Below are 15641 nucleotides of genomic sequence, written 5' to 3' on the forward strand. Positions count from 1 at the left end.
CTTTAAGAAGTACTCGTTGGGATGTTTGGGCGACGGTCGGGTGTTCTTCCGACACGTGTGTAAATTTCATCTGGGATAAGTGAGGGATGTCGATAGACCCACCAGGTACAGGCCGTGGGACCATCGCCGTGGTTCCAAACGGGGGGATCGATGACCCTGGTCGGATACCCTAGCCGGTCGATGGGCATCACCTCGTTGAGCAAACAGCAGTGCACGCAATATGAACAAACGCCTGTCTTGTTCCAGGCCCAGTCGTGCGGCTCTGTGGTCACAGCAAAATCAAAGGGGTGCCCGGAGCGGGGTTGGCCGTTCGTTATGGTGGCGTCCACGGCTCTTCCTCCAGAACCGCACGGAGCAAAGCGAAAACCGATGCGGTCCTCCTCATGGATCACCTCGATGTCCCCCTGACGATCGGCTCCAGCCAAATGGGCATGAAAACCGTCAACGATACTGACCATGAGTTGGTGGGCTGAGGTTTCCCACGGCTGATGCTCAAGGCTGTATCGACGGGCATGTGCCTCATACCAGTCGGACATGAGGTGGTCCCACAACAGAACGAGGCTTTCCTCGCCAAGAAGCCTCACGGCGATATCAATCAGGCCCGAGACTCGGTCGACCGCATCATCGTGCATGGCGAGCCATGTGGATCGTGCTTCTTCAATGAGAGCCGTCGTTTCGCCGTCGGCATTCCTGCAGGCAGCAAGTGCACGCCGGACCGAGTCTTCGTAATTCGGCCAAGCAGCCTCAATCCCCCGCATGGCACGCTCTCCAAGTAGCTGGTGAAGTCGGCCTTGCTCGCGTTCGATATCGGATTCGAGCGCGCCCTGGCCACGGACCCAGCTGATGATCGCCTGCGGCCATTGCTCATAAACTTCACGCAGTTCCTGTGCTTCGAGCAGGCTCACGTCCACGAGATCCGCTGCGTCGTGCCATCGAAGTTCCTGGGCTGCGCGCGTTGCCTCTCGGAATGTCCCATGTGAAAGTTCTTCCCAGCTTCCGGTCCGCGCACGCCTGCCCAGAAACCCAATGAACGTTGTCGTCCCGGGGTTCGGGCCCTGAACTCCCGAACCGGGAAACAAATCGGTTCCAGTCATCGCTGAACCTCGGGAATCGTTTGGCCGCCGTCGACAACGATGCTTTGTCCGGTTATGAATGAGGCGTCGCGAGATCCAAGGAAACTCACCGTAGCGGCAACATCTTCTGGAAGTCCTACTCGACCGACGGGGATTCGCGAGACAACATCCTGAAGTACGCCTTCCCCCGCATAGAGGACCTTGAGGTTCTCGGTCAGGATTGTTCCGGGGGCGACCGAGTTCACGGTGATACCGGCCTGAGCCAGTTCCACGGCTGCCGTGCGCACGAGTGCTTCCAGGCCCCCTTTTGATGCCGCGTAGTGGCTCAGATCGAAAACGCCTGTCCGGGGACCTGTGATCGAACTGATCATCACCACTCGGCCGTACTCCGACCTGGTCAGGTCGGGAATCGCTTCCCGCATCAACAACATCCCGGCAGTGAGATTAAGGTTCATGACCTGGTCCCACGCATCACGAGTCATTTCGCGGAGCGGTCGCTCCGGATATATTCCTGCCGCATGACACAAGAGGTCAACATCTCCGGAGAGCTTGGAGCGAACCTGAGACAGAAGCCGGGGAATGCCTTCAAGATCCTGGAGGTCACTTTGGACGAAGAACGCCCGCCCTCCGTTTTCTTCAATAGTGCGACATGTTTCCTCACCGGCGGCCTTGTCGCGGCCTATGAGTGCAACGGATGCGCCTTCCGATGCAAACCGTCGCGCGATAGCTTGGCCAATGCCCCGCGTCGCCCCGGTAACGACAACTCGCCTGCCCTCATGCAATCCACTCATCGTCCTTCGTACTCCATTCCGGTGTCGATGGCTCCAACAGGGGCCCCCGGCAATGGCTCTTCCGTGCGAACCTCGTACACCGTGGAGCCGATTCGCTCATAGATTTCAGGCTTTGCCTTCCGCCAGTAAAGCGCTAGCAGGAGGCCCAAGAGCAAGACGGCCACGATTGACCACGGAAGCAACCGTCCCACCGTTGTCGCCGCGGCCGGTCCTGCAGCGACATCGTAGTTGGTGAGCAGCAGCCAGATGACAACCCCCATCCCGCCACCGCCGACGATCGGAGCGAGGAAGGTACGCCACCAGCTGGCCGTCTCGGGGTGATTCCCCTGAACATGGAAGTAGTTGATTGCGGCAATGCTGGTCAGCATCTGGGCCGTGAGGAATGAAATGGTTGCGAAGAAGGCGACCAGCACGAACAGCTCACCATAGGGGTCGACACCGGCGGAGAAACTGACGATCAGCAGAACCGCCGTAAAGCAGCTCTGCACCACCGACGCAATGTGCGGAGACTGGTGGACGGGGTGAGGCTTCCCGAGGACACGGGGGAGGATTCCGTCTCGACCAATGGCGTAGAGGTAGCGGGTTGCAGAATTGTGGATCGCTAGTGCGCAGGCGAATGAACCAAGGATCATGCACCATTCCATGGCACCCACACTCCAAGAACCCAGGTATGTCTCCATCGAATAGTAGATCAGATCAAAGGGGTTGGCGCTCGTGGCACGTTCGACCGCCCCCGCTGCACCATTGCCGGCCACAATGGACCACGAAATGAACGCGTAGAAGACACCGATACCGATAACAGCAATCAGAGTTGCTGCCGGAATCACACGCTTTGGGTCACGGGATTCTTCGCCATAAATGGCGGTGGATTCGAACCCAACCCAGGACCAGAACGCGAAGAGCAGCCCCACGCCGACAGAACCGCTGGCCAAGCCGTTTGTGCTGAACGCGCTGATCGGGTTCAGCGACTCCGGCATGAGACCGTCCGGGCCGCCTCCGTGAAAGAGCACGGAGAACGCCATGGCAGAGAGCAACGCAATCTCGCCGATGAGCACGCCCGAAAGAACTTTTGATGCGAGGCCAACGTCCCTGTAGGAGAGCAGGCTGATGACGATAACCACGGCAATTGCATAGACGATCCATGGCAGGTCGATGCCCAAACGATTCTTGAACGTCAGATCGCAAAACGCCGCGAAAAGCCCCACGAGGCCTGCTTCCATCACCATGTAGCTCAGCATGCTCAGAAAGCCTGCGCTAAGGCCGAATGGCTTTCCGAGCCCCCTCGAAACAAAAGTGTAGAAGGCTCCGGCGGAGGTGATGTGCTTCGCAAGGGCCGTAAAACCGAAGCTAAAGATCGTGAGCACGACGGTGGCAACGAGGAAGCCCGCTGGCGCGCCGGTCCCGTTTCCGAATCCCACCGCGACCGGTACGTTTCCAGACATTGCGCTTACTGGCGCGGAAAACGCCACCACCATAAAGACGACGCCGACCAGGCCGATCGTGTTGGGTTTGAGTTTGCCCTGCGATGCCGTGGGGCTTTCAGTTGACTTAGACAAGTGTTCTCCTAGTTGCAATTTGCAATAAGTGACGTCTGCAGAGAAAAAGTGATGCGTGCCACGGCAGACTCCGTTGAACTGCTGCCCCCAAACTACTTAGAACTATTGCCCCAGTCAATAGTCCATTTAATATTTCTCGAAAAACCTTGGGTTGAACGCCAGTTCTCTTCTTCGGGCCCACTGCCCCTGGAGGAAAGCGAAGAGAAAGGCGACGCCGCTTTTCTGGGATCACCTTTCCTCCGTGGCATGGCTTGTTCTCCGCCTGGCCGCTCATGCTGATCGGATACTGCAAAGCCGATCCCCCACCGCGACGCATCTCCTCAAAAAACCGATAGTTAGATTGTCGTTGCCTCTAAGTCGACCGCACGGAAGGGTCTCTAATGAGTAGTGACCGGCCTGAGGCTGGCTGCCAGATTGGGTCCGCGCGGCCAGGGTGTGACTCGCTAAATATCTGACCAGCCATCGACTGCGTCTTACTTCTGACTTGTCCACCCGGCCCGTGGGCACCAGGCCTGCCAAGAACAATTAGAGATAGAAGGTTGTCCGTCCCGTGGGATTCCAGGGAACGTGACTCGTTCGAGATCTGCCTCGGCGCAATCCCCTCCCGGCCGGCCCATCAGCGTCCCCTCCAGGTAAGGAAACCGTGGCCATGAACGCAGTCCGGGAGCACTACACAAACGTCGTTGGGGTGGACACCCATGCCCGAACCAACACACCTACGCGATCCTCACGGCAGCCACCGGGTACCTCGTGGACACGGCCATCTTCCCCACGAGCCCGCCAGGCCTCAAACGGGCCATTGCTCGGATCGACCGGCGCAGCGAACCCGGCAGGACCAGAAGCCGTCTGCACATCCCAGGGCTACTCCACGGTGATCCACACCTACCAGCCGGCGGACCCGGCCACCAAGGGCGGGGGGGGGGTGGAGAAGACGGCGCGCCTGGCCAAGGCCGACATGGTCCCCACCGATGCGAACCTGCTGCCCGTCCACGACACCGGCCGTGGGGACCAGCGGTACAGCGGTTGGCGCTAAGCCCTTGATGATGATCGTCTAACACGGACGATCGAGGTTGCGCGGGGTTTCGTCGGAAGACTCTCGTTCACTGGTGGGACGGCTAGTGTCAGTCTCATGCCCGTGGAATTTCTGACTGATGAGCAGGCCGAGGCCTATGGAAGCTTCGCCGAGGAACCGACGAGGCCCGAGCTGGAGCGCTTCTTCTTCCTCGACGACGAGGACCGGAACCTGATCGCGAAGCGGCGAGGTGACCACAATCGCCGGGGCTTCGTCCTGCAGATGTGCACGGTCCGGTACATCGGGCTGTTCCTGGAGGATCCCTTGGCTGTGCCGTGGCCGGTCGTTGAGCATCTGGCGGCGCAGCTGGAGATTGAGGATCCCTCCTGCCTCAAGGATTACACCGAGCGCCTGAAGACGGCGTACGAGCACGCGTGGGAGATCCGCGATGCGTACGGCTACCAGCAGTACGAGGACCCCGCCCACGGCCGGATATTCAGGGCGTTCCTGCACAAGCGGGCGTGGACGCACGCCGAGGGCCCTGTCGCGTTGTTCAACCACGCGGCGGGTTGGCTGCGTCGGCACCGGGTGCTGCTACTCGGGGTGAACGTGCTGGCCCGGCAGGTTTCCGAGGTCCGCACCATCGCCGAGAAACGGCTGCACGCCACGGTTGCCTAGACCGCCCTGCGGGCGGACCCGGCGCTGCCCGGGGACTTGGTTGCCACGCTGAAGACACCGAAGGGCACCCGGTACTCGGAACTGGAGCGGATGCGTCGACCGCCAACGCGGAGCACCGGCACCGCGATGAAGGGTGCGTTGCAGCGGGTTGAGGACATAGCCGCCTTTGGGCTGGGCCGGCTGAAGCTGGAACAGATACCGCCGAACCGGCTCTCGGTGCCCGGGGCAGCTTGAGAAGCCAAGCCGGGGCGTCGGTGCTGGTGCCGCTCAAGCGGGCTATTGGGCTACTGCAGAGGGGGAACGGCTGTTGCCTGGAAATCGAGCAACAACCAGTCGTTCCCGCAGCGGCGCCACATCGAGGTGGTGAGGGTGTTCAGGGTCCGCTCCCGAGCACCGGTGCGGATTCCCATCTCCATGGTCCCGTGCACCACGGTGATCTCCCACAGCTCGCGCACGCGATCGATTCGGTGTTCGAGCGCTAGGTATTGGGTCGCACCGGTGCGCAGCAGTGCCAACAGTGAAGCGGCCGTGTCCTGCCTTCCAGTGGAGTGGACATAGCGCAGCGCCGGATCCAGCAGTTTTGCCACGGTGTCCACATCCCCGTTCACCAAGGCGGCACAGCGCAGCGCCTCCGCTTCACGCACCTGAATCATGCGCGGGCCTTTACCGTCCGGCATGCCACGTGGTCGCGCTCGTGTTCAACCAGGCAAGTGCCTTCCGAAGCGATCACATGCAGCGACGCAGCGTTATGCCCAAAATCGGGAACTGCCCTCCCTGCTGCCGTGACTGGAGCACCCGAGCGCACAAATCCCCCAAGAACGGACCCCAACTCGGCGGCGGCCGCCGCAAAGACGCCCTCCTCGATTCCCACCAGCATCGGGGCATCGGCCCATTGCTGGCGGTTGTTGAAGAGAAAAGGCAGCTCCAGGCTGTGTGCCGCCCCCGCGTTGGGCAATTTCGAAGCGACATCAAAGCGCACCGTGGTCACGTTCTTGCCTGCGGCCACCGCCGCGTCGGCCAGTTCGGTGGCGTACAGCTCGATCTGGTGCAGGGTCATGGCCCTGGCCATCCGTGTCTTGGGCGAGGAGCCGGGCAGCTGCCGGCGCAGCTGCTCACCGGTGGCTTCGGGATTCTGGAAGTGAGCGCCAAGGAATCCCGCCAGTGCCTCTTCGCCGAAGGCGGCCTCGGGGGCCTGACCGATGAACGCGTTGGCCTCGTCCTTGGTGTACGTGAGCAGGATCTGTTCCACATGCAGCCGGTCCATGGCTGCCTTCACGTCAAAGAGGTCGGCCGGGACAAAGTCGTCAACCGATGGCATCAGCCCCAGGCCGCGGCCTGCCCAAGCCCGCGCAACAGCGCCTTGGGCAGCGAACAGCTCGGTGATCGGCACCAGTGCCGCATCCGCCCCGGCCAGCGCGTTCTCGATGATGCCCTGGCGCTCAGCCGCAGCATCCTGGCCCAGCGGCGGCTGGAAGGCCAGTGACATCAGGGCCACCCGCTGGAACAACCCCGCAGCTTCGGGCAACTGCGCCATGACGACGGCCCAGAAGGCACCGGCCGACTGCCCCACCAGACTGACGTCTCGTGGGTTGCCGCCGTGCGAGGCGATGTGCTCCCGCACCCAGCGCAGGGCAAGCAAAAGGTCGCCGGGAACCAGGTTCCCCGCGCCGACAGCACCTGCATGGGCCAGAATGCCTACTCTGTAATTCACCACGACCACAACGCAGCCCTGCTCGGCGGCAAAGGCGGTGGCGTCGTACCAGCGCACGGCACCGGCTCCGGAGACGAAGGCACCGCCCGGCAGGAACACCATGACCGGCAGGTTACTGGACCCCTCGGGGGCGAACACCGAGAGCTGGAAGGCTTCCTCGCTCTGTTCCAGCTCACCCAGTGCCGGGCCCAACAGCCAGTCCAATGACCCGGGTGTCTGCGGGAAGGCCGCGGGCGCGGCGGAAACCAAACCGTCAGGCGGTTGCAGGGAGGAAAAGCGCCCTGCGCGCAGTTTCCCGTAGCTGTAGATTTTCACCTAACGCACGTCCTGGTACTGGCTGCGGTTCACGGCGCGGGTGATGTTCCAGTAGTCGAGCATGGGATAGGGCCAGATCTGCGAGACGCGGCCCTGGGCATTCTTATACCAGGTCTTCACATCCGGGTGACCCCAGGCCTTGGCGCGGTTGGCCTCATCGAGTTCGGCCACAAAGGTTTCCAGCACGCCGGGCTTCAGGTCCAGCGCCTTGAGGTCATCGGCGAGCACGTTGCGCAGGGCATCGAGGATGTAGTTCAGGCCGTATTCGATCATGGAGAAGAGCGAACCGTTGACCACATGTCCGGTGTTGGGTCCCGAAACGATGAACAGGTTGGGGAAGCCCGGCACCGTGATGCCGGCATACGCGGTGGCGTTGCCTGCCCACTGTTCGTGCAAGTCCTTGCCCTCGCGCCCGGTGATCTTCAGCGGTTCAAGGAATTCGGAAGCGGTGAATCCTGTGGCGTAGATGACCACGTCGAGTTCGTGCAGCGTGCCTTCCCCATCGATGATGCCCTCGGCGCACATTTCTGCCAGGCCGGAGGTGACCAGCGTGGTCTGGGACTTCTTCAGGCTGGCCGACCAGACACCGTTGTCGCGCAGCATCCGCTTGCCGCCGACCACATAGTCGGGGGTGACCTTTTCTAGGAGGTCTGGGCGGTCCGCGTACTGCTTCTTCAGCAACTCCACCAGTTCGTTGCGAACCTTGGCATTGGTCGCGGAGACGGAACCGGGGGTGTTCCAATCGGGGTCCGCCGCGGTGGTGTGCTGGCGGCCCTCGACGCCCAGCCAGTGCTGCCAGAAGCGCAGCCACTGGCCGTACTGCGGCAGGTGTTCGGCCAGCCACACCACGGATTCGGGCATGTCTTCGTAGTAGAAGGGGGTGGGCAGCATCCAGGGCGAGGAGCGCTGGAAGACCTTGAGTTCGGCAACCTCGTCGACGATGGCCGGGACGATCTGGTAGGCGGAGGCGCCCGAGCCGATGACCGCCACGCGTTTGCCGCGCAAATCGATGGCCGGGTCCCACTGGGCCGAGTGCACCTGGATGCCGGCGAACTTCTCGCGGCCAGGGGTGTTGGTGAACTTGGGGCGATCGAGCTGGCCCACTGCCGAGAGCACCGCGTTGAAGTGGCGAACTTCAACCGCTCCGCCGTCGATGCTCAGTTCCACTGCCCACAGGCCCGTGGATTCATTCCAGGTGGCTCCCAGAACCTCGGCGCCGAGCTGCACGTTGGAGCTGATCCCGGCGCGTGCGGCTACTTCGCGGGTGTAGGAGAGGATCTCCGGTCCCTCGGAGAATTGCTGTGGCCAGTCATCGCGCTGGGCGAAGGAAAAGGAGTAGGCGTAGTTGGGGGTGTCCAGGCGGACGCCCGGATAGGTGTTCTTCCACCATGTGCCGCCAACTTCGTGGCCCTTTTCAAAGACGGTGTAGTCGTACCCGGCCTGCTTCAGACGGTAGGCGGCGGCCATGCCGGCAACGCCGGAGCCGATGACAGCAACGGTGAATTCTCGGGTGGGAGCCAGTTCCTTGGCATGGTGCCGCGGGGTTCCATTGTGCTGGGGCACCAGCGCCATGTCGTGCATGAGCATCGGGTGGTACTCGCGGGTGGCGCCGTTGGTCATCCAGTCAAGAATGGTTCCAGCTTGTTCGTCGGTCAGCGGGGCAACGCGCGTCAGTTTTTCGTCGCGGACACGGCACAGGGCATTAAAGGCTAGCTCGCGGGCGCGTTCCTGGGCCGCTGTGTCCAAGCCGCCGTGGGGCGTGCCCACGGTGTCGACGGGTGGCTGCGGTGGGCGCAGGTCCTCGCGGAGCATGGAATAGTCGCCGGTGACGGTTGCCAGCGCAACCATCAAGGCCGGAAGATCGGTGTTCTGCACAATCCGGAGCAGGTGGTCGTCGCCCTCCGTGATGGGCGAATATTCATCTCTCCAATACAGATCGTCGACCTTGGTCTGCGACGGGTCCTGAGTCAGGGTCTCGGTCATTGTCACTCCTTGTGCTGCTGGAACATGGCGTTTCCCTGCGCGGGAACGCTCGAAGGCTTGAGACCAGTGTCACGCACAAGTTATGCATAAGTCAACGTAAAATGCATTCTTTGTGAGGTTTGGTATGATTTACCCATGGCTAAGATGACCGATTCAGAGACCCTGTCCAAACACATCAGGGACGCCCTACGGAATGACATCCTCGAGGGCAGATGGGCTCCTGGTGCAAAACTGCAGCTCACGCACCTCTCGGCTCACTATGAAACATCAAGCACGGTCATCCGTGAGGCCCTCACGCGTTTAGTGGGCGACCAGCTAGTCACCCTGCGCCCGAACCGTGGGTTCTTTGTTCCCGAGCTGTCTTTGGCGGAACTCAGCGATATCACCGAGATGCGTTGCATCAACGAATCCCTCGCTGTGTCTCTGGCCATCGAGCGCGGACCCATCTCGTGGGAGAGCGAACTGATCGCCGCCCACCACACCCTGGAACGCACCGAACGCCGTTCGACGGAAAGGCCCGAGGTGCACACCGAGGCCTGGAACAAGGCCCATCAGGCTTTCCATGCCAAGCTGGTAGAGGCCTGCGGAGTGCCCCTGCTGATCAACCTGACTTGCACACTTTCGGACCTGACCCAGCTCTACGGTCGGTGGGCGGGTAGCGCGACCCGGGACGTGAAGCGTGACGTCGACAAGGAGCACCGCCAGATCCTGGAGGCAGCGTTGGCCCGCAATTCGGCGCTGACCAGCACCCTGCTGCGCAAGCACTACGAAACCACCCTCCTCGCGGTCAAGAAGGCCGGCGAGGTTGGCATGGCCAGTACATTGGCTGAGGCGTCAGCCTCCTAAACCAGGCAGGCAGGCGAGGAAATGGGCGGGTGCCCGGCAAAGGACGGGCACCCGCCCATTTCTCGCTTAACCGAGGGTGAGGGCTTCGGGTGCGGATGAACGGTTCTCACGGTGTCGTTCGGGCCAGACACCCTGTTTGCCCGGGGCGATGATTCCCGCCGGGTCCAAGGCGTCCTTGATCTTCTCCTGCAGCCGACGCAGGGCGTGATTATTGAAGTCGAAGCCGTCGGCAATGCGGTCCATGTAATCCACATGGCTGCGGTACGGCGCATATCCCTTGGCGCGAGCCACCTCAAGCAGTTCCGAGTACAGGGCACGAGCACGGCCCAGCATCTCTTCGTTGCCGCGCTCAAAGAAAATCATCGTCACGTGGACCATGTGACGCGGGTAGAGGTGGTACCCGATGTACAAGTCGAAACCGTGCTTGGCGTACAGCCGTTTGGCTTCCTTGTAGAAGGCATAGACCTCCTCGCCACGTGCGGGGATGATTGGGGCGGCATCAATGTGCCCACCGTTTTCCGCGGCCCAACCTACCGTCGATAATGGCTTCAGGGTCGGGACCCCCGCCAGCTGGTTGCGGTCCAGCGCGGAGATGTCCTCGTGTTGCAAGGCCAGGCCATCGGCGCCCGAGTAGAATCGGGCGGCCACACGAGCTCCGGGGATCTCCGCGATGCGCTCGTTGATGATCTCGAGCCTGCGCTCACATAATGCCCGGTCCCCGTAGAGCGCGAACTTTGCGTTCCACTGGCCCAGACCAAATTCCCGGCGCATTTCCTCCAGTCGCCAGTCCGGGATCGATCCCTCGCCGTCCCAGAAGGAGGCGCGGTTCCCGCGCATGGTCGCCGCGCGCACCACGTTTCCGCACAGGGCGTTATTCTGAATGATTTCCTCTCGGCGCAGCGTGGTGAGGATATCGATCAGCTCGGGAAGGTCTTCTTCGTTGTCAACGGCGATGTCGCCGTTGACGTAGGTATTTGGGGCCGGCTGCAGCCAGAGCCCCACCTGGGTAACTACGCCGAGGTTCGACTGGGTAAAGAGCCCATCCAGGGTGGGCCCGAATCCGCCTTGGAACAACGGGCCGAGATCGGTGCCCTCCATGGCGCCCATGCCGGTGCGCACCAGCTCGCCGTCCGGGAGCACCACGTCCATTCCACATAGTTGCTTTACGTGGTCACCATGCGGGGTCATGCCGTAGCCACGATCAAGCATATTGCCCATGACCGAACCCCAGCCCAGGGCCGGAACGCTCATCCACACCTTGAGTCCGCGTTCCTTGATGTACTCGAAAAGTTCAAAGAAGGTGACACCGGGTTCCACCACGGCATAGCAAAGCCTGTCATCAACGGCGATGATGCGCTTCATGCGACTCAAGTCCAGGGCCACCATGCCAGAATCACGCGGTTCCGGTCCCCCGTAGCCCAGGTTCTTACCGCAAGAGAAGACCCACAACGGGATCTCCAATTCACTGGCAAGCTTCACTAGCGCCTGCACCTCTTCGGTGTTGGCCGGGCGCACGCCCGGCCACGGGGTCCGCCCCGGGTTTAATGGGTAAGGGTCAAGATAGCCCTGAGAGCTGTCCAGCGACACCACGTTGTCCCCACCGATGATTTTCCCGGCCTGCTGCAGGAATTCTTCGCGACGATCCATAACTCACCCTTCTGGTTCCCGGCTTGGTGCCCGGGAGCTATCTCAATAATCAAATGTCTTGTAAAGATTCCCGGCCATCGTCAATAGGATTGATTCCATGAACCTTGAATCGAATCCCCGGCTCACGCTGCGCCAACTATGGCACTTTGTTGTCGCTGCGGAGGCAGGGACCATGGCCGAGGCCGCCCGGCGCCTGCACATGGCGCCCTCGGCTATATCGATGTCGATTGCCGAACTTGAACGCATCGTCGGTGCCGACCTGGCGATCAAGCGCCGGGCCAAGGGACTGACTCTGACGGCCACCGGAAGAACGGTGCTGGGTCAGGCCCGCATACTGCTGGAGCTGGCCGGAGAACTTGAGTCCCTGGGCCAAGGAACGCGCGCCTCGTTGCGCGGCCCGCTGACGGTGGGTTGTTTCATGAGCCTCGGGCCCACCATCATCCCCACCATGTTGCGCGCCTTTGCCGAACAGTGCCCGGAAGTGGAAGTGGACTTCGTCGAGGGTTACCATGCGGACCTGCAGCAGGCCCTGCTGGATGGTTCGATCGACGCTGCGTTCCTGTACGGGGCCGAGATCTCCCCCAGCCTCGCCAGTGCCCCTGTCACCGATTCCGAGCTCTACGTCTTGGTCTCCAATGAGCATGCCCTCAGCGGCGCGGACTCCGTTTCCCTCGCCGACATCGCCGGGGAACCGTTGGTCCTCTTTGACGCCGACCCGATTTCCCGGCGCATTCTGGGATTGTTCGAGGAGGCGGGGATCGCTCCCACCGTGCGACACCGCTCGCGCAGTTATGCCACGGTGAGGTCCCTGGTCGGTTCCGGCCGCGGAGTCGCGCTCTTGTTCCAGCAACCCGAGCTCGAGGCCCCTTATCAGGAGCTTCGTGTGGTGCTCAAGCGCTTGAATGCCCCGGGATTGCTCGGTGCCGCTCCGGTGCCGGTATCCGTGGCGTGGCCGCGCAGCACCAGGCTCAACGCCCGGGCCCAGGCCTGGGTCGAGGTTGCGTCCGAGCTGTTCGCCCACGCCACACCGCCTGCTTAGGCCAGGATGTTCGAGCGGATCGAAGCCGGACGAGCCAGGCCGAAGTTGTCACGCAGCGTGGTGCCCTCGTACTCGGTGCGGAAGTAGCCGCGTTCCTGCAACTCGGGAACGAGCTTGTCGCAAATCAGCTGGAATCCGCCCGGGTTGAACGGAGCGTTGAGGTTGAATCCGTCGCAAGCCTTGGAATCGAACCAGTCAATCATCCGGTCTGCAACTGCCGATGCGGTTCCGGCCATCCACTGGTGCCCGGTGGAACGGGCCAGATCAATGATCAGCTCGCGCAGGCTCATGCCCTGGTCCACCGACTTGCGGCGGTAGATCTGGTAGCGCGAACCCAGTGCCGGGTCATCGGAGAACCAGTCCTCGGGGATGGAATCATTGAGATCCAGCCGGGTCAGATCCATCTTCAAATCTGCTCCGACCTGAACCCGCCCGTTGTCCATGTGAATGTTGTTGGCCAGGTGCTCGGCCAATTCGTCGGCCTCGACCTGGGTGTCGCCCAGGATCGGCAGGATGCCGGGGATGATCTTGATGTCATCGGGGTTGCGCCCCTTGGCAGCGGCCATTGCCTTGAATTTGGCGTAGAACTCGATTGACGGGTCTTTCATCGGCTGGGCCGTGTAGATACCATCGGCAACCAAGGAACCCAACTCCATGCCCGGGCCCGAAGAACCTGCCTGCACCATGACCGGACGACCCTGGGGACTGCGTGGCATGTTGATGGGGCCGTCAACGGAGAAGAATTCACCGCGGTGGTTGATCGGGTGAATCTTGGACGGGTCCACATACCAGCCGCTGGCCTTGTCGTTGGTGACGGCATCGTCCTCCCACGAATCCCACAGCTGCTGAACAACCTCGACGAATTCGGTGGCTCGGCGGTAACGCGTCGCCGGGTCCGGTGCCTCGGTGATGCCGTAGTTCTGGAAGCCGTCGGAGGAGGTAACGATATTCCAGCCGGCGCGGCCGCCGGACATGTGGTCAAGACCTGCCATCTGGCGGGCCAGGTTGTACGGCTCCGAGAAGGACGTGGAAACGGTGCCGATCAGTCCAATGTTCTTGGTGCGAGCCGCCAACGCCGCGAGCACCGTCATGGGTTCGTAGAAGCCGTTCATTTTGATATCGCCGCGCATCACGGTGTTCGCGTGGACGATGTCGCCGAAGAAGATCGCGTCGAGCTTGGCGTCCTCTGCCATGCGCGCGAGGTCGTAGACGAATTCGAGGTTGGCAAGCTCTTCGGAACGGCTGCCATCCATGCGCCACGAGTCTTTGTGGTAACCGGCCGGCAACATGAAGGTCGTCAGGACCATGTGTTTGGGGTTCTTGGGTGCCATGGGATCGGCTCCTTTCGCTTGGTGCCCGGCGCAATAGCTGCTCCAGGGCAAATTCTTGTGTGGATGCTGTCTTTCATCCTGCCAACGTCCCGAAAGATCGTAAATATAGAATTTTCAGAACAATGTGTTCAATATTTCTGATGTTTGACGGCGTCCAGTGCGCAACTGGAAACGATTCATCCAACCTGGCAGGACGTAGCGCCGCTGCCGGATCCACGCTCTCGAAGATCTAGCGCAGCAGGAGCTTTTTCTTGGAGGACACCAGGGCCTGCTGAGACTGCGCCCCTTCGGGGCTCATGCGCACGGCAATCAGACCCAGGAATAGGACAGCCACCCAGAACACGCCGACCCACACGAAGCCGCCGGCCAAGGTCAATGCGGTGGCGATCATCGGGGTAAATCCGGCACCCAGGGTGGCCGCCCCCTGGTAAGACAATGATGCGCCGGTGTAGCGGACATCGGCGGGGAACAGCTCGGAGATGTAGGCGCCGATCGGACCGGCCAAGATGCCTTGAATGACGCCATTGCCCACTAGCACTGCAAGCATGAAACCCCACGCGGTTCCGTTGTGCATGAGATACAGGGCGGGGAAGGCCCAGAGCACGCCAAGCACGCCACCGAGTGTCAGGACCGAACGGCGTCCAATGCGGTCCGAGAGGCGAGCAGCCCAGAAGCAGACGGCGATGGTGAAGACGGCGGCCAAGCCCTTGATGTTCAGGACCGTCGAACGGTCGACACCTTCCGCAACCGCCACGGAAACTCCCCAGGAGGTCAGGATGCCCTGCATCGTGTAGAAACCCAGCGAGGCCACGAGGGTGATAACAACGGTGCGTGGATGGTTGCGCAGCACGCGCGTGATCGGTGAACGGCGCTCCTTTTCGACGACAACGGCCTTGGCCTCAAGCTCCTTGAATACCGGGGACTCGGCCACCTTGAGGCGGATCACCATGCCCACGACGATCAACACGGCGGAGAAGAGGAACGGAATGCGCCAACCCCAGACCAGGAACTGATCACCGGTGAGCGCCGAAACGCCCGAGACCACAAAGGTTGCCAACAGGCCACCGGCCGGGCCCCCGGCGTTGGCGAATGACGCCGCCAGTCCCCGCTTGGATGCCGGGGCATGCTCGAGCGCCATCAGGGTTGCGCCACCCCATTCGCCACCCACCGAAATACCCTGCACCATGCGCAACAGCACCAGAATGACCGGTGCCGCAATGCCAATGCTGGCAGTGGTCGGCAACAGGCCAATCGCGATGGTCGCGACACCCATCATCATCATGGAGAGCACCAACATCTGCTTGCGGCCGACGATATCCCCGAAGTGGCCGAAGATGATGCCACCCAGCGGGCGGGCCACATAGCCGACAGCTAAGGTGCCGAAGGAAGCAAAGAGCGCCAAGCCTGGTCCGAGGTTGCCAAAGAAGACCTTGTCGAAGATCAGTGCGGCAGCCGTCGCATAGAGGATGAAGTCGTAGTACTCGATAACACTGCCCAGGAGGCTGGAGCCCAGGACCCGACGCATGTCCTTGGTGTTGAGTGACTCGGTGGCGGTGTCACCAAGAGTGGTGGATGAATTGTTCATGGACTCGCAAACTTCCGTTGGAACCAAAATTGTGACCTAAGCCATAATGGCCCACCCCTCGGGCAAACGTCAAT

The 15641-nt window shown here is 61.7% G+C and carries 13 protein-coding genes; 3 read left to right on the top strand and 10 right to left on the bottom strand.

The annotated features are described in order from the left end of the window. Positions 1-2: 2 nt before the first annotated feature. The 3 genes from ACIQLF_RS20070 to ACIQLF_RS20080 form a co-directional block, all read right to left on the bottom strand. Positions 3-905, bottom strand: a complete 903-nt coding sequence (locus ACIQLF_RS20070) for a hypothetical protein (RefSeq protein ID WP_400302476.1) — start codon at positions 903-905, stop codon at positions 3-5. Between the two features lie 185 nt (positions 906-1090). Next, entirely contained in the window at positions 1091-1864 is a 774-nt protein-coding gene (locus ACIQLF_RS20075; RefSeq protein ID WP_400302478.1) for an SDR family NAD(P)-dependent oxidoreductase, read from the bottom strand. Beyond that, a complete protein-coding gene (locus ACIQLF_RS20080) occupies positions 1861-3420 on the bottom strand; it encodes an APC family permease (protein ID WP_400302480.1) in 1560 nt (519 codons plus the stop codon). Before ACIQLF_RS20080 ends, ACIQLF_RS20075 begins: the two co-directional genes overlap by 4 nt. 1135 nt (positions 3421-4555) lie before the next feature. Here ACIQLF_RS20080 and ACIQLF_RS20085 point away from each other — a divergent pair. After that, positions 4556-5110 carry a DUF4158 domain-containing protein gene (locus ACIQLF_RS20085; protein ID WP_400302482.1) on the top strand — a complete coding sequence of 185 codons (555 nt, stop codon included), beginning with the start codon at positions 4556-4558 and terminating at the stop codon, positions 5108-5110. Here ACIQLF_RS20085 and ACIQLF_RS20090 read toward each other — a convergent pair. The 4 genes from ACIQLF_RS20090 to ACIQLF_RS20105 form a co-directional block, all read right to left on the bottom strand. After that, entirely contained in the window at positions 5107-5268 is a 162-nt protein-coding gene (locus tag ACIQLF_RS20090; protein ID WP_400302485.1) for a hypothetical protein, read from the bottom strand. The two genes, ACIQLF_RS20085 and ACIQLF_RS20090, sit on opposite strands and share 4 nt — an antisense overlap. Positions 5269-5394: 126 nt before the next feature. After that, positions 5395-5763, bottom strand: a complete 369-nt coding sequence (locus ACIQLF_RS20095) for a nuclear transport factor 2 family protein (protein WP_400302487.1) — start codon at positions 5761-5763, stop codon at positions 5395-5397. Beyond that, complete coding sequence (locus ACIQLF_RS20100; protein ID WP_400302490.1) at positions 5760-7136, bottom strand: carboxylesterase family protein; 1377 nt, start codon at positions 7134-7136, stop codon at positions 5760-5762. The genes ACIQLF_RS20095 and ACIQLF_RS20100 overlap by 4 nt, the downstream gene beginning before the upstream one ends. Next, entirely contained in the window at positions 7137-9119 is a 1983-nt protein-coding gene (locus ACIQLF_RS20105) for a flavin-containing monooxygenase (RefSeq protein ID WP_400302492.1), read from the bottom strand. Positions 9120-9254: 135 nt separating this feature from the next. Here ACIQLF_RS20105 and ACIQLF_RS20110 point away from each other — a divergent pair, with 135 nt between their 5' ends. Further along, complete coding sequence (locus ACIQLF_RS20110; RefSeq protein ID WP_400302495.1) at positions 9255-9965, top strand: GntR family transcriptional regulator; 711 nt, start codon at positions 9255-9257, stop codon at positions 9963-9965. Between the two features lie 66 nt (positions 9966-10031). Here the strand turns inward: ACIQLF_RS20110 and ACIQLF_RS20115 are convergent, their stop codons facing one another. Next, the gene (locus ACIQLF_RS20115) at positions 10032-11612 is read right to left on the bottom strand and encodes an FAD-binding oxidoreductase (protein WP_400302498.1); all 1581 of its coding nucleotides are present in this window, start codon (positions 11610-11612) and stop codon (positions 10032-10034) included. A 97-nt stretch (positions 11613-11709) separates the two neighbouring features. On the opposite strand from ACIQLF_RS20115, the gene ACIQLF_RS20120 reads away from it, so the two are divergent. Further along, positions 11710-12651: a LysR family transcriptional regulator gene (locus tag ACIQLF_RS20120; protein WP_400302500.1), complete on the top strand. Its 942-nt coding sequence runs from the start codon at positions 11710-11712 to the stop codon at positions 12649-12651. Here the strand turns inward: ACIQLF_RS20120 and ACIQLF_RS20125 are convergent. Further along, positions 12648-13982 (bottom strand): LLM class flavin-dependent oxidoreductase, encoded by a 1335-nt coding sequence (locus ACIQLF_RS20125; protein ID WP_400302502.1) that lies wholly within the window; start codon positions 13980-13982, stop codon positions 12648-12650. The genes ACIQLF_RS20120 and ACIQLF_RS20125 overlap by 4 nt on opposite strands. A 229-nt stretch (positions 13983-14211) precedes the next feature. Then, positions 14212-15567: an MFS transporter gene (locus ACIQLF_RS20130; protein WP_400302504.1), complete on the bottom strand. Its 1356-nt coding sequence runs from the start codon at positions 15565-15567 to the stop codon at positions 14212-14214. Positions 15568-15641: the final 74 nt, after the last annotated feature.

Origin of the sequence: Paeniglutamicibacter sp. NPDC091659, assembly GCF_044756805.1 — a bacterium.
In the GTDB taxonomy this organism is placed as follows: Bacteria; Actinomycetota; Actinomycetes; order Actinomycetales; family Micrococcaceae; genus Paeniglutamicibacter.

Excerpts from the sequence above, each read along its gene's own strand:
- ACIQLF_RS20075 (WP_400302478.1), bottom strand. The coding sequence starts at position 1,864 with ATGAGTGGATTGCATGAGGGCAGGCGAGTTGTCGTTACCGGGGCGACG.
- ACIQLF_RS20090 (WP_400302485.1), bottom strand. The coding sequence starts at position 5,268 with ATGTCCTCAACCCGCTGCAACGCACCCTTCATCGCGGTGCCGGTGCTC.
- ACIQLF_RS20095 (WP_400302487.1), bottom strand. The coding sequence starts at position 5,763 with ATGATTCAGGTGCGTGAAGCGGAGGCGCTGCGCTGTGCCGCCTTGGTG.
- ACIQLF_RS20105 (WP_400302492.1), bottom strand. The coding sequence starts at position 9,119 with ATGACCGAGACCCTGACTCAGGACCCGTCGCAGACCAAGGTCGACGAT.
- ACIQLF_RS20110 (WP_400302495.1), top strand. The coding sequence starts at position 9,255 with ATGGCTAAGATGACCGATTCAGAGACCCTGTCCAAACACATCAGGGAC.
- ACIQLF_RS20115 (WP_400302498.1), bottom strand. The coding sequence starts at position 11,612 with ATGGATCGTCGCGAAGAATTCCTGCAGCAGGCCGGGAAAATCATCGGT.
- ACIQLF_RS20120 (WP_400302500.1), top strand. The coding sequence starts at position 11,710 with ATGAACCTTGAATCGAATCCCCGGCTCACGCTGCGCCAACTATGGCAC.
- ACIQLF_RS20125 (WP_400302502.1), bottom strand. The coding sequence starts at position 13,982 with ATGGCACCCAAGAACCCCAAACACATGGTCCTGACGACCTTCATGTTG.
- ACIQLF_RS20130 (WP_400302504.1), bottom strand. The coding sequence starts at position 15,567 with ATGAACAATTCATCCACCACTCTTGGTGACACCGCCACCGAGTCACTC.